The 17,491-nt window shown below is 73.4% G+C and carries 16 protein-coding genes; 9 read left to right on the forward strand and 7 right to left on the reverse strand.

Annotation, left to right across the window (positions count from 1 at the left end):
- Positions 1–22 precede the first annotated feature (22 nt).
- From AC07DA_RS18725 to AC07DA_RS18745, 5 genes are read right to left on the reverse strand one after another with little or no spacing between them, the layout of a single operon-like run.
- Complete coding sequence (locus tag AC07DA_RS18725) at positions 23–874, reverse strand: hypothetical protein (RefSeq protein ID WP_479129258.1); 852 nt, start codon at positions 872–874, stop codon at positions 23–25.
- A complete protein-coding gene (locus AC07DA_RS18730) occupies positions 871–2,196 on the reverse strand; it encodes a TrpB-like pyridoxal phosphate-dependent enzyme (protein ID WP_479129259.1) in 1,326 nt (441 codons plus the stop codon). The genes AC07DA_RS18725 and AC07DA_RS18730 overlap by 4 nt, the downstream gene beginning before the upstream one ends.
- Positions 2,193–2,474, reverse strand: coding sequence for an acyl carrier protein (locus AC07DA_RS18735; protein ID WP_479129260.1), 282 nt, complete (start codon positions 2,472–2,474; stop codon positions 2,193–2,195). Before AC07DA_RS18735 ends, AC07DA_RS18730 begins: the two co-directional genes overlap by 4 nt.
- A 33-nt stretch (positions 2,475–2,507) precedes the next feature.
- Complete coding sequence (locus tag AC07DA_RS18740) at positions 2,508–3,758, reverse strand: glutamate-5-semialdehyde dehydrogenase (RefSeq protein WP_479129261.1); 1,251 nt, start codon at positions 3,756–3,758, stop codon at positions 2,508–2,510.
- Positions 3,751–4,470, reverse strand: a complete 720-nt coding sequence (locus tag AC07DA_RS18745) for a thioesterase domain-containing protein (protein WP_479129262.1) — start codon at positions 4,468–4,470, stop codon at positions 3,751–3,753. The genes AC07DA_RS18740 and AC07DA_RS18745 overlap by 8 nt, the downstream gene beginning before the upstream one ends.
- A gap of 337 nt (positions 4,471–4,807) precedes the next feature.
- Here AC07DA_RS18745 and AC07DA_RS18750 point away from each other — a divergent pair, with 337 nt between their 5' ends.
- The 9 genes from AC07DA_RS18750 (at position 4,808) to AC07DA_RS18790 (ending at position 15,518) form a co-directional block, all read left to right on the forward strand.
- The gene (locus tag AC07DA_RS18750; RefSeq protein ID WP_479129263.1) at positions 4,808–6,124 is read left to right on the forward strand and encodes a KamA family radical SAM protein; all 1,317 of its coding nucleotides are present in this window, start codon (positions 4,808–4,810) and stop codon (positions 6,122–6,124) included.
- 8 nt (positions 6,125–6,132) lie between these two features.
- Positions 6,133–7,374 (forward strand): pyridoxal phosphate-dependent aminotransferase, encoded by a 1,242-nt coding sequence (locus AC07DA_RS18755; protein WP_479129452.1) that lies wholly within the window; start codon positions 6,133–6,135, stop codon positions 7,372–7,374.
- Positions 7,375–7,391: 17 nt separating this feature from the next.
- Positions 7,392–7,658, forward strand: coding sequence for a phosphopantetheine-binding protein (locus tag AC07DA_RS18760; protein ID WP_479129264.1), 267 nt, complete (start codon positions 7,392–7,394; stop codon positions 7,656–7,658).
- Complete coding sequence (locus AC07DA_RS18765; RefSeq protein ID WP_479129265.1) at positions 7,655–8,836, forward strand: acyl-CoA dehydrogenase family protein; 1,182 nt, start codon at positions 7,655–7,657, stop codon at positions 8,834–8,836. The genes AC07DA_RS18760 and AC07DA_RS18765 overlap by 4 nt, the downstream gene beginning before the upstream one ends.
- Positions 8,829–10,376 (forward strand): amino acid adenylation domain-containing protein, encoded by a 1,548-nt coding sequence (locus tag AC07DA_RS18770; protein WP_479129266.1) that lies wholly within the window; start codon positions 8,829–8,831, stop codon positions 10,374–10,376. The genes AC07DA_RS18765 and AC07DA_RS18770 overlap by 8 nt, the downstream gene beginning before the upstream one ends.
- Positions 10,370–11,647, forward strand: a complete 1,278-nt coding sequence (locus AC07DA_RS18775; protein WP_479129267.1) for an aminotransferase family protein — start codon at positions 10,370–10,372, stop codon at positions 11,645–11,647. The genes AC07DA_RS18770 and AC07DA_RS18775 overlap by 7 nt, the downstream gene beginning before the upstream one ends.
- Positions 11,644–12,906, forward strand: a complete 1,263-nt coding sequence (locus AC07DA_RS18780; protein ID WP_479129268.1) for an ATP-grasp domain-containing protein — start codon at positions 11,644–11,646, stop codon at positions 12,904–12,906. The genes AC07DA_RS18775 and AC07DA_RS18780 overlap by 4 nt, the downstream gene beginning before the upstream one ends.
- The gene (locus AC07DA_RS18785) at positions 12,899–14,152 is read left to right on the forward strand and encodes an ATP-grasp domain-containing protein (protein WP_479129269.1); all 1,254 of its coding nucleotides are present in this window, start codon (positions 12,899–12,901) and stop codon (positions 14,150–14,152) included. Before AC07DA_RS18780 ends, AC07DA_RS18785 begins: the two co-directional genes overlap by 8 nt.
- 94 nt (positions 14,153–14,246) lie before the next feature.
- The gene (locus AC07DA_RS18790) at positions 14,247–15,518 is read left to right on the forward strand and encodes an MFS transporter (RefSeq protein ID WP_479129270.1); all 1,272 of its coding nucleotides are present in this window, start codon (positions 14,247–14,249) and stop codon (positions 15,516–15,518) included.
- 49 nt (positions 15,519–15,567) lie between these two features.
- On the opposite strand, the gene AC07DA_RS18795 is transcribed toward AC07DA_RS18790, so the two are convergent.
- Positions 15,568–16,806, reverse strand: coding sequence for an ATP-grasp domain-containing protein (locus AC07DA_RS18795; RefSeq protein ID WP_479129271.1), 1,239 nt, complete (start codon positions 16,804–16,806; stop codon positions 15,568–15,570).
- A gap of 104 nt (positions 16,807–16,910) precedes the next feature.
- Positions 16,911–17,360, reverse strand: coding sequence for a VOC family protein (locus AC07DA_RS18800; protein ID WP_479129272.1), 450 nt, complete (start codon positions 17,358–17,360; stop codon positions 16,911–16,913).
- Between the last annotated feature and the right edge of the window lie 131 nt (positions 17,361–17,491).

A 17,491-nucleotide genomic window follows, 5' to 3' on the forward strand; every position in this document is an offset into this window, starting at 1 on the left:
GGTGTGAGGGGGGATCGGCAGGTCAGGGCCGGTGGTCGCGCAGGGCGAACACCTCGCGGTCGGCGGTGAGCAGGGACGTCAGTTCGGGCAGCAGGGCGTCGGGGACCGGCCTGCCCCGTTCGGCGCGCCGCTGGGCGATGAACGCGGTCGCGGTGAGCCGGTCCCAGCGGCGCAGGTGGTCCCGCGCGTCCAGCCGCTCGCCGAGGTGCTCGCGGTAGGCGGCGTGCAGGTGCCGGGCCCGCGTCAGCAGCCAGGTCTCCGCGGTCAGCCGGCGCAGGGCGGCGAGCCGGTCGGGGTGGGTGGCGTAGGCGTCGACGTAGGCCGCCGGATCGTCCAGGGACAGCTCCGGCGCGGGCGCGCGGTACCCGGGTGCGGGTGACAGGGTGCACGCGAAGGAGGCGGTCGGCAGGCTTTCCCAGGGCAACGTCCACCGGCCGGGCCGGGCCGGGCCCCACGCGGTCTCGTTGTCGTACGCGTCCTCGACCTCGGCGCCGTCGCGGTGGGCGCCGACGAGGAAGCTGTGCTCCATGTGTGCCCGGCCGGCGTAGGGCAGCCACGGCATGTCGTGCGAGTCGGCGACGGCGTAGACCACCGGCGCGCGTCCGGCCAGGGCGCGCAGCCGCCGCGCGGGGACGCGGTGGGCGAAGGAGTCCGGCCGCAGGCCCACGAGGGCGGCTCCCTCGCGCAGGTGCTCCTCCGGCGGCGGGTCGACCGTGGGCAGCCCGTCCGGGCCCGGCCCCGGCCGGAAGCGCAGCCGCGCGCCGAGGGCGAGGTGCCGTCCCGGCCCGTGCCGGCGGTCCGCGAGGAGCGCCAGGTTGACCTGCACGCAGTCGAGGATGCCGGTCCGCACGGACGGGGCCGCGGTGGCCGTCACGAGCCGGTCTCCACCCTCGTCAGCCCGGCCACCGCGCGGGCGAGTGCCTCGTCGGGCGGGGACTGGTCCTCGACCCCGCCGTCGAGGAAGTGCTCGTAGGCCCCGAGGTCCAGGTAGCCGTGGCCGCTGACGCACACCAGGACCCCGCCGGTGGTGCCGGGCGAGGCGGCGATCCGGGCGGCGGCCGCCAGGGCGTGGCCGGACTCGGGCGCCGGCAGCACGCTCTCGTGGCGGGCGAGCAGCCGGCCCGCGTCGAGGGCGTCCGCCTGGCTGACCGCCACGGCCTCGACGTCGCCGCTGTGCCGCATCGCGGAGATGAGCTTCGCCGCGCCGTGGAAGCGCAGGCCCGCGGTGTGCGCGTCCGGGATCCGGTAGTCGCTGCCGATGGTGTACATGGGCTCCATCGGGCCGCTGCCGGTGGCGTCCGTCTTGTCGTAGGCGTAGACACCGCGGGTCAGCTTCGGTGTGCTGCTGGACTCCGCGGCGACCAGCCGGGGCCCCGTGCGGCCCGCCGCCCGGGCGGTGGCGTGGAAGGGCAGCGCGATGCCGCCGAAGTTGGATCCGGCGCCGACGCAGCCGACGACCGCGCCGATCTGGGCGTCCAGTTCCGCGAGTTGCTGCTCCGCCTCCAGTCCGATGACGGACTGGTGCAGGATGCTGTACGTCTCGCCGCTGCCGATGCAGAAGGCCACCCGGTCGTGTTCGGCGGCGTACTCGACGGCCTCCCCGATGGCGAGCGAGAGGCTGTTGCCGACGGCCGGGTCCTCCTTGGCGGAGACCTTGGTCATGCCGCTGGGGCTGGCGTGCACCTCGGCGCCCAGCATCCGCATCAGGACCCCGCGGTAGGGCTTGCGCCGCAGGCTGGACTCGACCATGAAGACCCGGCAGCGCAGTCCGAACAGGGCGCAGGCCGCGGCCATGGCGGTGCCCCACTGGCCCGCGCCGGTGCCCGTCACCAGCTCCTTCACACCGGCCTTGCGGTAGTAGTAGGCCTGTGCGAGCGCCGTGTTGAGCTTGTGGCTGCCCGAGATGTTCACGCCCTCGTTCTTGACGTACACGGGTACGCGGGCGCCGACGGCCTCCTCGAAGCCGCGGGCACGCCACAACGGGGTCGGGCGGTACTGGCGGTAGCGTTCGACGACCGGGGCGGGTATGTCCCAGTACTCACGGGCGGAGACGCTGTGCCGGATCAGCTCGGTCGGGAGGTTGATCTTTATCTCCCCGGTGCCGTCACCGGAGCGGGGTGGTGTGCGGTCGGGCGGCAGGGGTTCGGACAGGTGGGGGAGGATGCTGCGCCAGCGGGTGGGGACCGTGTGCGTCACCGCTGCACCTCCGCGGCCGTCACCACGTCGATCAGGTCCCGGACGGTGCGGAAGCTGCGCCCCACGAAGAGGTCGTCGGGCAGGGTGACGTCCAGCTCGTCCTCGATCCGCACGAGCATGCCGACGAAGCCGAGGGAGTTCACGTTCAGCAGGTCCCCGACGAGCGGTTCGTCGTCGCTGACGCTGCCGGGCGGCAGGGACAGCCGTGATTCGGCGATGACCACCTTCTTGACGACGGTGGCGACGGCGTCCCGGTCGAGGGACAGTTCCTGGGGCATGGCACGCCTTTCGGGGAGGGGGGAGGCCGGGCGTCAGCCGCGCAGCGCGCCGGCGCCGTCGGTGACGTAGCTGTGGGTGACCAGTGCGCCGAGCGTCACGGGACCGCGCACGTGCAGCCGGCCGGTGGCGATGGCGATCTCGGTGCCCAGACCGAGGGTCGGGCCGTCGTGCAGCCGCAGCGAGCCGTTGACCACGACCATCGCGGCGTCGGCGCGGCGGCGGTAGGCGTCGATGACGTGCCGGTCCCGGGCGATGACGCCCTCGGTGTGCCCGGAGCCGTGGCGGCGGACGTGGTCCAGTGCGGCGTTCTCGTCGTCGACCGGCACGACGGCGACGACCGGGTCGAGGAACTCCCGGCCCAGATCGTGCGCGGCGAGGGGTTCGGTCTTCAGCGTGGTGGGGACGAGCGCGTTGAGTTCGGGTGCCGTGTGCAGGGTCAGTTCCGTCTCACGGCCCGCCAGACCGCGCGCCAGGGCCTGGAGGTAGTCGCGGGCGACGGCACGGTCGAGCAGCAGCGTTTCGACGGAGGTGCAGCCGGCCGGCTCGGGCAGCTTGCTGTCCAGCGTGGCCCGCACGGCGAGGTCCAGGTCGGCGCTGCGGTGGACGTAGAGGTGGTTGACGCCGCCGCCGCTGGCGATCAGCGGGATGGCGCTGGTGCGGCAGTACTCGACGAGCGCGGGGCTGCCGCGCGGGATCAGCACGTCCACCTGGTCGGGCCGCTTCAGCAGGTCCCGCAGCAGCCGGCGTCGCGGGTCGTCCAGCACCGTGACGAGGCCCGTGGGCAGTCCGGCCCGGGTGAGCGCGGCGTGCACGACCCGTTCGAGGGCGGCGTTGGTGGCGGCCGTCTCCTTGCCGCCGCGCAGCAGTACGGCGTTGCCGACGGCGACCGGGAGCAGGGCGCCGTCCACGGTGACGGTGGGCCGCGCCTCGTAGACCATCAGGATGACGCCGAGGGGCCGCGGGACGCGGTGGACGTGCCGTGCCGCGCCGGAGACGGGCACCTCGGTCTCGCGCACCTGCCGCAGTTCGTCCCGGGTCATCGCGGTCAGCTCGGCCATCCGGTCCCGGTGGACCTCGGTCAGCCGCAGCCGCTCCACCAGCGTGGGCGGCATGCCCAGTCGCCGGGCCGTGGCGACGTCCGCCGCGTTGGCCCTGGCGATCTGCGGCCAGTGCGCGACGAGTTCCTCGCCGAGGACGCGGCAGTACCGGTCGTAGGCGGGGTCGCCCACGGGCGGGGCCGCGTCGAACGCCGCGCGGGCCCGGCTCAGGAGACCGTCAGGCATGCTGCTCCTCCGTCGTGGTGAGGAAGGCGCCGAGGTGGTCCAGGAGGAGGGGCAGCCGCTGGCCGTCGAAGGCGGTGAAGTGGTCGCCGGGCAGCGGCCGTACGGTCAGTCGCGGGGCGACCTCGCGCCAGACCGCCAAGTGGTCGTCGTTGTCCTCGTCGGCGCACGGCATCAGCAGGGCGGGGCAGTCGTGTCGCGTCCGGGCGCGGTAGGAGAGGACGGCGTCCAGGTGCGCGTCGGCGGTCGCGGTGACCCGGGCGGCGGGAACACCGCTGTCGTCGGCGGCGAGGGAGGCGTGGACCCGCTCGCGCCACCGCCGTGCGGCCGCCGGGTCACGGTCGACGCGGGCGGCGGGGCTGTCGACCATCACGACCCGTGGCCGCCGCCCTTCCTCGGCCAGCCGCGCGGCCAGCTCCCATGCGACGACTCCGCCGAGCGACCAGCCGAACAACAGCCCCGGCGGCTCGGGGAGTTCCGCCAGCAGCGACCAGTACCGGTCCGTCATGGCGTCGACGCTGCGGTCCGGCTCCTCCCCCGGCGCCAGCCCGTACCCGCGCAGGGCGAAGACCGGGCCGGACCGGCGCAGGGCGAACCCGACGCCCGTGTAGGCCCCGACACCACCGCCGGCGGCGTGGACGAGGACGCTGCACCTCCCGGGCCGGGGCCGGCTCATCGGCATGAGCACCGGCTGGGCGACATCCGCGCGGCTCATGGTGTGCGTCCGCGACGCGGGCAACCGATCATCGATGATCTTTCCTTCCACACTCAATGGCATTGACGAGAAGCGACTTCCGCGCCACCCACCTTTCAAACGAATTCCGTTCGCACCCCATAGAGGGGTCTTATCCTCCTTGCCTGTGAGCATTATGAAGGCAGGTCAGGCGGCTTAATTCGGTTTTCTTATCGGCGCCATGCGAAACATGTATGGCTGTGGAAACAAACTCGAATCAACGAATCCCAGCGGGGTAATCGGCGCTCGACGCCACGACCGCCGACAAGGGCCGGCCTGCCGTCGCCCAGCTATTCCGCCGAATTCAGAGGGACCCCGCATGACACTGATGCTCGACCAACCGGTCGGCGCCACCCGCTTCCGTGCCTTCGGTCCGCGGCAGATCGACGACATCGCCCGGCGCTACGGGCTCTCCCCGCAGATCCGGGACGGCATCGCCCTGCTGGCGCACGTCCTGCCGTTCCGCGTCAACGAGTACGTGCTCGACCAGCTGATCGACTGGACGGACCCGGCGCAGGATCCGCTCTTCCGCCTGGTCTTCCCCCAGCGCGGCATGCTCCCCGAGGACGACGAGCGCTCCCTGGAGGCCCTCGTGCGCTCCGGGGCGGGCAAGCGCGAGATGGCCGCCGAGGTCGCCCGGATCCGCGCCGGGCTCAACCCCCACCCCTCCGGGCAGCGCGAGTACAACGTGCCGGTGCACGAGGGCGAGCGGCTGGCCGGCCTGCAGCACAAGTACCGCGAGACGGTGCTGTACTTCCCCACGCAGGGGCAGTCCTGCCATTCCTTCTGCACCTACTGCTTCCGGTGGGCGCAGTTCGTGGGCGACCCGTCCCTGCGCTTCGCCGCCCCCGGCCCGGACCGCCTGGTGCGCTACCTGCACGACCACCCCGAGGTCAGCGACGTCCTGGTGACGGGGGGCGACCCCATGGTGATGAGCACCGAGCGCCTCACCGGACACCTGGAGCCCCTGCTCGGCGTGGAGAGCGTCCACACCATCCGCATCGGCACCAAGTCCCTGGCCTACTGGCCGCAGCGCTTCGTCAGCGACGCGGACGCCGACTCGCTGCTGCGGCTCTTCGAGCGGATCGCGGCCGCGGGCAAACAGGTCGCCGTCATGGCCCACTTCACCCACCCCCGCGAGCTGCACACCGCCGGGGTGACCGAGGCGGTGCGGCGGATCCGGGCCACGGGAGCCGTGGTCTACTGCCAGGCCCCCATGGTCGCGCACATCAACGACGATGCCGACACCTGGGCCGCCATGTGGAAGTCCGAACTGGCCCTCGGCGCGGTCCCCTACTACATGTTCGTCGAGCGCGACACCGGTCCCTACGACTACTTCAAGGTGCCGCTGGCCCGCGCGATGGAGATCTTCCACACCGCCTACCGCACCCTGCCGGGACTCGCCCGCACCGTGCGCGGCCCGGTGATGTCGACCACGCCCGGCAAGGTCGTGGTGGACGGGGTCGAGACCCTCGGCAAGGACCGGTACTTCCAGCTGCGGCTGGCGCAGGCCCGCAACCCCGCCCTGGTCGGCCGCCCGTTCCGGGCGCACTTCGACCCCAGCGCCACCTGGCTCAGCGACCTGGAGATCGCGGCGGACGCGCCGCAGGACATCCGGGAGGCGCTGCGGCCGTGAGCGCCTCGATGTCCCCCAACCTCGCCCTCAACGAAGAAGTCGCGCGCATGCGGGCCGAGGGCCGGTCCGTCGTCCACCTCGGCTTCGGCGAGTCCCGCCTGCCCGCCTTCGCCCCCCTGGTGGAGCAGCTGCGCGCCGGCGCCCACCGCAACGCCTACGGGCCCGTGGCCGGGGCGCCCGACGCACTCGCCTCGCTCGCCGGCTACTTCGAGCGCCGCGGCCTGCCCACCGGTCCGGGGGACGTACTGCTCGGCCCCGGCAGCAAGCCCCTGCTCATGGCGCTGAACCTGGTCCTGCCGGGGGACGTGCTGCTGCCGCGTCCCAGCTGGAACTCCTACGAGCCGCAGGCCCGCATGGCCGGGAAGCGGGTGTACGGCGTCCCGATCCCCGCCGAGTGCGGCGGCGTCCCCGACCCGGACGCCCTGCCGGGGACCATCGAGCGCGCCCGCCGGGCGGGAGGCGACCCGCGCATCGTCGTGCTCACGCTCCCCGACAACCCGACCGGCACGCTCGCCGGCGCCGGGCTGATCGAGCGGCTGTGCCGGATCGCCGAGGCGGAGGACCTGGTCGTCGTCTCGGACGAGATCTACCGCGACGTCATGCACCGGCCGGACGCCCCCTTCCTCAGCCCGGCCGAAGTGACCCCCGACCGCACCGTGGTGACCACGGGGCTCTCCAAGTCCCTGGCGCTCGGCGGCTGGCGCGTCGGCGGCCTGCGGGTGCCCCCCGGCGCCCGGGGGCGCGACCTGCGCGACCGGCTGGTCGCCGTGGCCAGCGACCTGTGGTCCACGCTGTCGGGCCCGATGCAGCAGGTCGCGGCGTACGCCTTCGGCGACCCGCCCGAGATCCGGCAGCGGCTGGCGGCCAGCGCCCGGCTGCACGGGGCCGTGGCCCGCGCCGTGCACGCCGCGGCGATCGCCGCCGGAGCCACGTGCCGGCCGCCCACCGGGGCGTTCTACGTCTACCCCGACTTCGAGCCGCGGCGCGAGGCGCTGGCGCAGCGGGGGGTGACCGGATCGCCGTCGCTGGCCCGCCATCTGCTGGACGAGCACGGCCTGGCCGTCCTCGCCGGGCACCACCTGGGCGACGATCCCGGGGCACTGCGCTTCAAGGCGGCCACCAGCATGCTCTACGGCGACACCGACGAGGAGCAGGAGGCCGCGCTCGCGGCCCCCGACCCGCTCGCCCTCCCCCATGTCGCCGACGCCCTCACCCGCGTCGCAGAAGGCTTCGCCAAACTCGGCGCCTGACCACACCCGGAGACATCATGGAGACACCCGACGTCCGCGCGGTCGTCACCGGCATCACCGCCGAGGTCCTCGGCGTCGACCCGGCCGCCCTGCACAGCGCCGGCGCGTTGACCGACCTGCCCACGTTCAGCTCGTTCCGCATCGTGGAGATCGTCGAGCGGGTCGAGGAGGAACTCGACACCGAGGTCGAGGCGAGCGAACTCACCCCGGACAACCTCAGCCGCCTGGACACCCTCGTCGCCCTCTTCGAGCGGACCCTGCGCACCAGCGGGGTGCCCGGATGACCGTCACCGACCTCCCCCGCACGGCGTGGCGGCCCGCCGACCTGGAGCGTGCCGTGTCCGAGGTCGAGGCGGAGGCCGCCCGGCACGCCGAGGTCTGCGACCGCGAGGCACGCTTCCCGGCCGAGGCGCTGGATGCCATGCGCCGCACCGGCCTCCTCGGCCTGCTGGTGCCCGCCGAGGACGGCGGCCCCGGCGGTGACATGACCGACCTGCTGGCCGTGAGCAGCCGCCTGTCCCGTACCTGCATGTCGGTCGGCATGATCTTCACCATGCACTGCCAGCAGGTGGCCGCCGTCGTCCGGGACGGCGGACCGCTCCGGGAGCGGCTGCTGCCCCGCATCGTCCGCGGCGAGCTCTACCTGGCCTCGGTGACCACCGAGGCCGCCAACGGCGGGCACCTGCTGTCCTCCGGGTCCGCGCTGACGGCCGACGGCGACTCCACCGTCCGCGTGGACCGCTTCGCGCCCGTGGTGACCGGAGGCAGCCACGCCGACGGGTTCCTCATCACCGCCCTGGCCCCCGACGCCACGTCCCCCTCCCGGCTGTCACTGGTCTACGCCGAACGCGACCAGCTGACCGTCACGGTACGGGGCGACTGGAACCCGATGGGCATGCGCGCCACCCACAGCGCGCCCCTGCACCTGGCCGGCGAGATCCCCCGCGACCAGGTCGTCGGAGAGCACGGGGCGTTCCGGGACATCGCGGTGCGCACCTTCGCCCCGCTGGCCCACCTCGGCTGGGCGGCGTGCTGGCAGGGCGCCGCCGACGGCGCGCTCCAGCGCGTCGTGACGCTCCTGCGGGCCGAGCGGCGCCGCTACGACCTGGACTCCCCCCTGCTGCTCGCCCGCCTCTCCCGGGTCCGCCAGCGCCTGGACACCGTCCACGCGCTCATCACGCACACCGCGTCGGTCCTCGCCTCGGCCGAGGACACCACGAGCCCGCCGGTGCAGCTCCTCGTCAACGCGGTGAAGCTGACCGCGTCGGAGCTGTGCCCCGCGGCGGCCGACGAGTTGACGGACCTGATGGGCATGCGCCACGGCTACCTGAAGGACTCGCCGACCGGCCTGGAGCGGACCCTGCGCGACCTGCGGTCCGCCCCGCTGAACTACAGCAACGACCGACTGCACGCGGCGGACGGCGTGCTGGCCCTCATGGACCGGGAGGTCCGCCATGTCTGACTCGCTGTCCGACCTGTTCTCCGCCGGCGCGCGGCGCCACCCGGACCGGCCTGCCCTGGTGGTGGCCGGAGCGACCCTCACCTACCGGGAGCTGGCCCGGGCCGCCGACCGTCTCGCGGCCCACCTCGGCCCGGTTCCGGCGGGGGCGCGCATCGGGCTGCTGGCGTCCCGTTCCCCGTTGGCGTACGCCGGGTACCTGGCGGTCCTGCGCACCGGGGCGACCGTGGTCCCGCTCAACCCGATCTTCCCCGCGCAGCGCAACGCCGCGATCGCGGCCCGGGCCGGCCTGCGGACCGTGCTCACCGACACCGCGCTGCGGGAGCTGATGCGCGAGAGCGCGGTCCCGCTCACCCTGGCGACGGCGGACGGCACCCCCGCGGGCCACCGCGCCCCGGCGGCACCGGCCGGCGGGGACACGGCCGGGACGGCCGAGCCGGTCGCCTCGCCATCAGCCGACGGGTCGCCCGCCTACATCCTCTTCACGTCGGGCTCGACGGGTGTCCCCAAGGGCCTGCCCATCGCGCACGGCAACGTGCTCCCCTACATCGCCCACCAGGTGGAACGCTACGAGGTCGCTCCGGGCGACCGGCTGAGCCAGACCTTCGACCTGACCTTCGACCCGTCGGTGTTCGACATGTTCGTCACGTGGGCCGGCGGCGCCACCCTGGTCGTACCGCAGCGGGACGACCTCGCCGACCCGGCCGCCTTCGCCCGCGCCAACCGGCTCACGCACTGGTTCTCCGTGCCGTCGGTGGTCTCGCTCGCCGCGCGGATGCGCAGGCTGCCCGCCGGGTGCCTCCCCGACCTGCGGTGGGGTCTGTTCGCGGGGGAACAACTGACCCTCAAGCAGGCGGCCGCCTGGCACCGGGCGGCACCGCGGTCGGTCATCGAGAACCTGTACGGCCCCACCGAACTGACCGTCACCTGCACCGCGTACCGGCTGCCCGCCGACCCGGCCGACTGGCCCACGACCCGCAACGCCTCCGTGCCCATCGGCCACCGCCTGCCGCACCTGGAGCACGTCGTCCTGGACGAGACCGGCCGTCCCGCGGCCGAGGGCGAGCTGTGCGTACGCGGCGTACAGCGCTTCGCGGGCTACCTGGACCCGGAGAACAACGCCGGCCGGTTCCTCGACTGGGAGCCCGGCACAGGCGCCCGCGTCCACGACACACACGACGCCCCGGCGCCGCGGCTGTGGTACCGCACCGGCGACCGGGTCGTGGAGGAGGACGGGGTGCTGACCCACCTCGGACGGCTGGACGCCCAGGTCCAGGTCCACGGCTACCGCGTGGAACTCGGGGAGGTCGAGGCTGCCCTCGGCGGCCACCCCGGCGTCGAGGACGCCGCCGTCCTGTTCGACGGCACCGACCTCAAGGCCCTCTACGTGGGCGACACCGTACCGGTGGCGGAACTGGCCGGATGGGTGGCCGCCCGGCTGCCGGCCTACATGGTCCCCGGCCGGTTCCTGCGGGTGGACCGCTTCCCGCTCAACGACAACGGCAAGCTCGACCGCAAGAAGCTGGAGACGCTGGCATGCTGAGGAACGACCACGACGCACTCTGGCACAACTCCCTCACGCCGCAGACCGTCCGGGACGGCGGCTTCGACGCCACCGCCGTCGTGCACGGCAAGGGCTGCCGCCTGCAGGACGCCACCGGCACCTGGTACCTGGACGCGCGGGCGGCGCTGTGGAACACCACCCTCGGCTACAGCTGCGAACGGATCGTGGACGCCGTCACCGAGCAGCTCCGCCGGCTGCCGGTGGCCCAGATGATCCGCTACCAGGAGCCCGCCGAGGTCTCCCTGCGCTATGCGCGCCGGCTGGTCGCGGAACTGCCCGACCCCCTCAACCACGTGCGCTTCGGCAGCACCGGCTCCCAGATGACGAGCGCCGCGGTGCTCATGTCGCGCTTCGTGCGCAAGGTCCGCGGCGAGACGCAGCGCGTGAAGGTCCTCGCGTTCACCAACGGCTACCACGGCACCGGGGGCCTGGCCGGCGCGCTCACCGGCGAACGGCAGATGCACGCGCTGCAGGCGCCGCTCGCCCCCGAGGTGCACCACGTCCGGCCCTGGGACCTGGACGCCCTCGAACGGGCCGTCGAGCGGCGCGGGCCGGAGAACGTCACCGCCGTGATCGTCGAGCCGATCATGGGCACCGATGTCGTACCCGCCCCCGAAGGGGCCCTCGCCCGGATCCGGGCGCTGTGCGACCGGCACGGCATCCATCTCATCGCCGACGAGGTCACCACGGGATTCGGCCGGACGGGCGCGCTGTCGGTGATGGCCGCGCAGGGCGTCCTGCCCGACATGCTGGTGCTGGGCAAGGGCATCACCTCCGGCTACTTCCCGCTGGCCGCCCTGGTCTGCTCGGACGCCGTCTTCGACGAGGCCGTCTCCCGTCCGGAGTACGTCTTCCCGCACGGCTGCACCGCCGACGGCCATCCCGCCGCCATGGCCGCAGGACTGGCCGTCCTGGAGGAACTGGCGGACGGCTCCCTGCTGGAGCGGGTGCGCGCGACCGGGGCGGAGATCCGCCGACGGCTGCGCGCCGCGGCCGGGGAGATCCCGCTGATCCACGACGTGCGCGGCGAAGGCCTGATGATCGGCGTCGAGCTGCGCCGGGATTCGGGCCGCCTGGGCGAGAGCGAGATGGCCGCGGTGCGCGGCGCCTGCAAGGCCGCCGGTCTGCTGCTGACCAGCACCAACAACACGCTCGTGCTGATGCCCCCGCTCGTGCTGGGCGAGGAGGAGGCCGACGAGCTGGTGGAGCGGCTGACGACCGCCCTGGGTTCCGTCGGGCAGGGCTCGTGACCGGGCGTTGCGCCGTCGCGGTGGTCGACGGCTTCGGCTCGGCCGCCCGTCTGGCGAAGGCGTTCGACGCCGCCGGACACGACTGCGTGCGGGTGCAGAGCACCGTCGACATACCGGCCCACTACCGCGAGGAACTGGACCTCGGCCTGTACGCCGACAACCTCGTGCACACCGGTGACGTCGGCGCGACCGCCGCGCGGCTGGCGGAGCACCGGACGATCGCGGTGATCGCCGGAGCCGAGCAGGGCGTCGAACTCGCCGACGCCCTGTGCGAGGCCACCGGCCTGCCGGGCAACGGCACCGCGCTCAGCCACGCCCGGCGCACCAAGGACGTGCAGACGCGGACCGTGGCGGCGGCCGGACTGCCCACGGCACGTCAGCTGACGGTCGAGGACGCCGCGCAACTCAGGGCGTGGCACACGCGGCTGGGCGGGCGGGTCGTGGTCAAACCGGTCCGCAGCGCCCGCAACGACGGGGTGAGCGTCTGCGACAGCCCGGCCGAGTCCGTCGCCGCCTACGAGCGGATCCGCCACGCCGTCAACGACTTCGGGCTGCGCAACGAGGGGGTCGTGGCGCAGGAGTACCTGGTCGGCACGGAGTTCGTGGTCAACACCGTCAGCCGGGACGGGCGCCACCGCGTCACCGACACCTGGCGCTACCAGAAGATCGACGTCAACGGCGTCCGGGACCGCATCAACGGCATCCTCTCCCTGCCGCCCTCGGACCCGCGCTGGAGCCGGCTGCGGGAGTACGCCCTGTCCGTGCTGGACGCCCTCGGCATCGCCCACGGGCCCGCTCACCTGGAGATCATCATGACCTCCGACGGCCCTCGCCTGGTGGAGCTCGGCGCCCGGCTGTGCGGCGCGGACGTGGCCCGGTACGCGGTCCTCGTCACCGGTGAGTCGCAGATCGACCGCACCGTGCAGGCGTACACCGACCCGGAGGCGTTCCTCGCCGACGTCGACGGCCCCTACCGCAGGGACGGGCACGCCGCGATGGCGTTCCTCGCCTCCCCGCTGGAGGGGCGCCTCCGGTCGTACCCGCTGCTCGGCGAGGTGGAACGCCTCGACAGCTACCAGGGCATGGCGCTGCGGGTCACCCCCGGGCAGTGGCTGCGCCGCACGGTCGACGACGGCAGCGAGCCCCTCTCGATCGGTCTGGCGCACGCCGAGGCCGCGACCGTCGAGAAGGACTTCCAGACCGTCTGCTACCTCGACGGGCACGGCTTCTACGAGGTGGAGCAGGGACACCATGGCTGACCCGCGCACGATCGCCCTGGTCGATCCCTACGGAGCCGTCAACAAGGTGGGGCAGGCGTTCCGCGAGGCGGGCCTCGACTGCGTCCGTGTCCAGTCCACACCGCAGGTGCCGCCCTCCTACGGGCCGGCGGACCTGACCGGCTACCGGGACAACCTGGTCCACGACGGGACCTTCGAGCACATGGTCGAGCGACTGGCGAAGGCCGCTGTGGAGGCCGTCGTGGTGGGCAGCGAGCTGGGGGTGGAGTTCACCGACCGGCTCAACGAGGCCCTGGGTCTGCCCGGCAACGGAACCGCCCTCAGCGAGGCCCGCCGCGACAAGTACGTCCAGATCGAGGCGCTCAGGGCGGCCGGGGTGCCGGCCACCCGGCAGGAGCGCGTCGGCTCCCCGCGGGAGCTGGAGGCGTGGCACCGGTCCATGGGCGGCCGGATCGTCGTGAAACCGGTGCGCAGCGCCCGCAACGACGGGGTGTCGTTCTGCGACACCCCCGAGCAGTCGGTCGCCGCGTACCACCGGATCATGTCCCGGGACAGCGTCTTCGACGTCCCCAACGAGGGCGTCGTCGCCCAGGAGTACCTGCGGGGCGTGGAGTTCGTGGTGAACACCGTCAGCTGCCGGGGCCGGCACCGGGTCACGGACGTCTGGCGCTACCAGAAGATCACGGTCAACGGCATGCGCGACCGGATCAACGGCATGACCTCGGTCCCGGGCGACGACGCGGACTGGCACGCCGTCACCGAGTACTCCTACCGCATCCTCGACGCCCTCGGCATCCTCTGGGGCCCGGTGCACCTGGAGGTCATGCTCACCGCCGCCGGACCGCGCCTGGTCGAGGCCGGTGCGCGGCTGTGCGGCGCGGACGTCGCCCGGTACGCCGTCCTGCTGACCGGCGAGTCGCAGATCGACCGCACCGTGCAGGCGTACGCCGAGCCGGAACGGTTCCTCAAGGAGGTGGACGCCCCGTACGCGGTGGAGAACCACGGCGCCATGGCCTTCTTCGCCTCCCCGTACGAGGGTGTCTTGCGCGGCTACCCGCACATCGGCCTGATCGAGGAGCTGGAGAGCTGCCGGGGCGTCACCCAGCGCTTCAGACCCGGCGAACGCCTGGTGCGCACGATCGACGACGAGAGCGAACCGGTCACGGTGGGTCTGATCCATCCGGACCGCGCCGTCCTGCTGCAGGATTTCGCCACAGTCTGCTATCTGGACGGCTTCGGCTTTTACGACGTGGAACCGGGGCACTGAGAAGTCTCACCGCCGTTCCCGGACCCGTCCGTCCGGGGGTGGCGGCGCCGGTGCCGACCGGGACCGGCGACAAAACCGACACCTAGGGAGCATCGTGGCCGAAGGCTGGCGCAGGGACTTCAACTTCGTCTGGGCGGGCGAGACCGCCTCGCTGGTCGGGACCCAGGTGTACCAGCTGGCCATGCCACTGACCGCGGTTCTCACCCTCGACGCCACCCCGGGGCAGCTGGGGTTGCTGGGCGCGCTGACGTTCGCCCCGTACGTCGTCCTCGGCCTGCCGGTCGGCGTCCTGGTCGACCGGTGGCGGCGGCGGGGCGTTCTGATCCTGTCCAGCCTGGGGCAGGCGCTGCCGATCGGCGCCATTCCGCTGCTGGCGGCGCTGGACTTATTGACGTTCGGCCGGCTGCTGGCGCTGGCCTGCGCGGCCGGTACGGCGCGGGTGTTCTTCACCATCGCCTACCGCTCGTACCTGCCGGCGATCGTGCCGCCGGAACACCTGACCGGCGCCAACTCGCGCCTCACGGCGAGCGAGTCGGTGGCGGAGATCGGCGGGCCGGGGCTGGGCGGGGCGCTGGTGCAGGTCGTGGGGGCGCCGTTCGCCCTGCTCGTCGACGCGGTCTCGTACCTCGCCTCCGCGCTGGGCGTCTCGGCGGTCCGCAAGCGCGAGAAGGCCGTCCGCGCCGATCCCGCGCCGTTGCGTTCCCAGGTGACGGAGGGTTTCCGCTTCACCTTCTCCAGCCCCTACCTGCGGGCCACGCTCGGTGAGGCGGCGAGTTACAACCTGTGCTGGCAGATCGTGCTGACCATCCTCACCCTGTTCGCGGTGAAGGAACTCGGCATGAGCCCCGGCACGCTGGGCTTCGTGCTGTCCGTCGGTGCCGTGGGAGCACTGCTCGGCGCGGCGTTCACCGACCGTCTCGCCCACCGGGTGGGCCTGGGCCGCACCCTGGTGATCGCCGCCGTGATCGGCGATCTGGCCCCGCTGCTGCTGCCGGTCGCGCACCGCGGCACCTGGGCGGCTCCCCTGCTCGCCGTCGCCTTCTTCGTGCAGGGCTTCGGCATCACCGCCTGCAACGTGCACACCATGACGATCCGCCAGACGGTGACCCCGGAGCGGCTCCTGGGGCGCACGAACGCCGCCTACCTCTTCGTAGCCCTGGGCATGAAGCCGGTCGGCGCGCTGCTCGGCGGCTGGCTGGGCACCCACCTGGGACTGCGCGGGGCTCTGGTGGTGGGGACCGTGGGGCTGCTGAGCACCAGTCTCTTCCTGATCCTGTCCCCGCTGCGCACGGTCCGCAGCCTCGACGCTGTCCGGCCCGGCCCCCCCGAGGAGGCCCGGGCCACCACGCCGACGAGCACGCCCTGAGCGGGCCGCGGGTCGTGCTCCGGCGGCGGCCGGCCCCGGACCGGCGGCCTCAGCCCACGTCCACCCGCAGTGCGTGCCCCGCCTTGTCCAGCGCGGCGCGGCAGGTGTCCGCGTCGGCGGCCAGGGCGATCGCGTAGGCGACCCGGCCGTCCATCAGACCGCGCGGCGGGGGTGACTTGACGTCTCCCGCCGCCGCCAGCGGGCCGCAGCGCACCACCTGCTCCGGCAGTCCCGCCCGCTCGAAGCGGACGTCGGCGATGACGGAGTCGTCCTCGGGCGGGTAGTAGAAGCGGATGGCGGCGACCCGGCGCGCCGCGGTGGCCGTGCGCAGCCTCGGTGGTCTGCCGCACGCGACGTCGGCGGCGGCGAGCGCGAGGTCCGGGCCGCCGCCCATCAGGTTCAGCAACGGGATCATGCCCCCTCCGATCCGGGCGTTGACCTCGATGACCTTGGGCCCGGTCGGCGTCAGTCTGATCTCCGTGTGGGTCACTCCGTCGGTGAAGTCCAGCGCGGCGTGCGTCCGCGCGACGACGTCGGCCAGTGCCCCATCGGACCACAGCGGGTCCCACGGGTCGACGACGTGCCCGGTCTCCTCGAAGTAGGGCGCGAAACCGACCTCCTTGCGGGCGAGGCAGACGGGGGTCACCGTGCCGCGGTGGACCACGCTGTCGACGCTGATCTCCGGTCCCCGGGCGAACTCCTCGACCAGGATGTTGCGCTCGTGGGTCGGAAGGTCGGGCGCCCACGCGCCGCTCGCGTCCGTGAACGCGACGGCCTCCTCCAGGCCGGCGGGCGAGTCGGCCCGCACCACGCCGAAACTGCCGGCCAGGGCCCGCGGCTTGACGACGACCGGGTAGCCGATGTCCCCGGCCACCGCCAGGGCCTCCTCGCGCCCGGAGACGAGGACCGAGCGCGGCTGGGGCACACCGGCGGCGTCCAGGGCCGCACGGGTGAGGTACTTGTCCCGGCAGCGCCCGACGCACCGCAGGTCGCCTCCCGGCAGTCCGAGCGCGGCGGCCACCTGCGCGGTCTGCTCGATCCAGGTCTCGTCCCAGCAGATGACGCCGTCGAGCGTCTCCTCGGCGTCGACCGTCCGGGCGACCCGCACGAGGCCGTCGACGTCGGCCAGGTCCGGCACCACGGTGTGGCCGGCCGTGTACGCCGGTTCCCACGTGGGCGTCCCGGTCAGCACCAGGTGGACACGGAAGTCGCGGCTGATCGACTGCAGCAGGTACTCGCGGTAGGCCCGGATGCCCGGCGTGACCACGAGCAGGTGTCCCATCGTCATGGGCACCGGATACCCGTGCTCCGCTCGGCGAGTCCTCGGCGGCGGGCCCCTGCCGGCCGGTGCCCTCATGGCCCGCCCGCCGGGTTCCTCACAATCCTCCCGGGTTACGTGTCCCGCTCGGTGACGAAGATGCAGAACGGGTGGCCTTCGGGGTCCCGGTAGACGCGGAAGCGCTCGTCGTCGTCCGGATCCGGCCGGTCCCGGTTGCTGAGCAGCCTGCCGCCGAGGGCGAGCACGCGCTCGTGCTGGTTCAGCAGTTCCTCCAACGAGGCGACGCACAGGTCGAGATGCATCTGCTGGGGCACCGGTCCGTCGGGCCAGTCCGGCTCCCGCAGGCGCTCCACCTGCTGGAAGGCGAGCTGCGGTCCGCCGCCGGGATCACGCAGGACGAGCCAGTCCCTGCCGTGCTCGTCCGGCTCGCCGGGCGGAGGCGGCTCGTCCCCCGGCGCGTAGGCGAGGCCCAGCAGGGACCGGTAGAACTCGGCGAGTTTGCGGGCGTCGGTGCTGTCGAGCACGGTCTGCACCAGCCGGATGCGGCTTGCGTCGTCGTTCATGGACTCCATGTGCCCGGCTCGGCCCCGCCCGAACGGCCCACTCGGGGGAACGCCTGGCGGCGCCACGGGGCGCACCGTGCCCCTCTCGTCTCCCCGCCCGGGAAGGGCCGATGGCCCAGCGAAGGCATGAC

The sequence above is a fragment of the Streptomyces sp. NPDC044921 genome (assembly GCF_056432865.1).

Excerpts from the sequence above, each read along its gene's own strand:
- AC07DA_RS18735 (WP_479129260.1), bottom strand. The coding sequence starts at position 2,474 with ATGCCCCAGGAACTGTCCCTCGACCGGGACGCCGTCGCCACCGTCGTC.
- AC07DA_RS18740 (WP_479129261.1), bottom strand. The coding sequence starts at position 3,758 with ATGCCTGACGGTCTCCTGAGCCGGGCCCGCGCGGCGTTCGACGCGGCC.
- AC07DA_RS18745 (WP_479129262.1), bottom strand. The coding sequence starts at position 4,470 with ATGAGCCGCGCGGATGTCGCCCAGCCGGTGCTCATGCCGATGAGCCGG.
- AC07DA_RS18750 (WP_479129263.1), top strand. The coding sequence starts at position 4,808 with ATGACACTGATGCTCGACCAACCGGTCGGCGCCACCCGCTTCCGTGCC.
- AC07DA_RS18755 (WP_479129452.1), top strand. The coding sequence starts at position 6,133 with ATGTCCCCCAACCTCGCCCTCAACGAAGAAGTCGCGCGCATGCGGGCC.
- AC07DA_RS18760 (WP_479129264.1), top strand. The coding sequence starts at position 7,392 with ATGGAGACACCCGACGTCCGCGCGGTCGTCACCGGCATCACCGCCGAG.
- AC07DA_RS18765 (WP_479129265.1), top strand. The coding sequence starts at position 7,655 with ATGACCGTCACCGACCTCCCCCGCACGGCGTGGCGGCCCGCCGACCTG.
- AC07DA_RS18770 (WP_479129266.1), top strand. The coding sequence starts at position 8,829 with ATGTCTGACTCGCTGTCCGACCTGTTCTCCGCCGGCGCGCGGCGCCAC.
- AC07DA_RS18775 (WP_479129267.1), top strand. The coding sequence starts at position 10,370 with ATGCTGAGGAACGACCACGACGCACTCTGGCACAACTCCCTCACGCCG.
- AC07DA_RS18785 (WP_479129269.1), top strand. The coding sequence starts at position 12,899 with ATGGCTGACCCGCGCACGATCGCCCTGGTCGATCCCTACGGAGCCGTC.
- AC07DA_RS18795 (WP_479129271.1), bottom strand. The coding sequence starts at position 16,806 with ATGACGATGGGACACCTGCTCGTGGTCACGCCGGGCATCCGGGCCTAC.
- AC07DA_RS18800 (WP_479129272.1), bottom strand. The coding sequence starts at position 17,360 with ATGAACGACGACGCAAGCCGCATCCGGCTGGTGCAGACCGTGCTCGAC.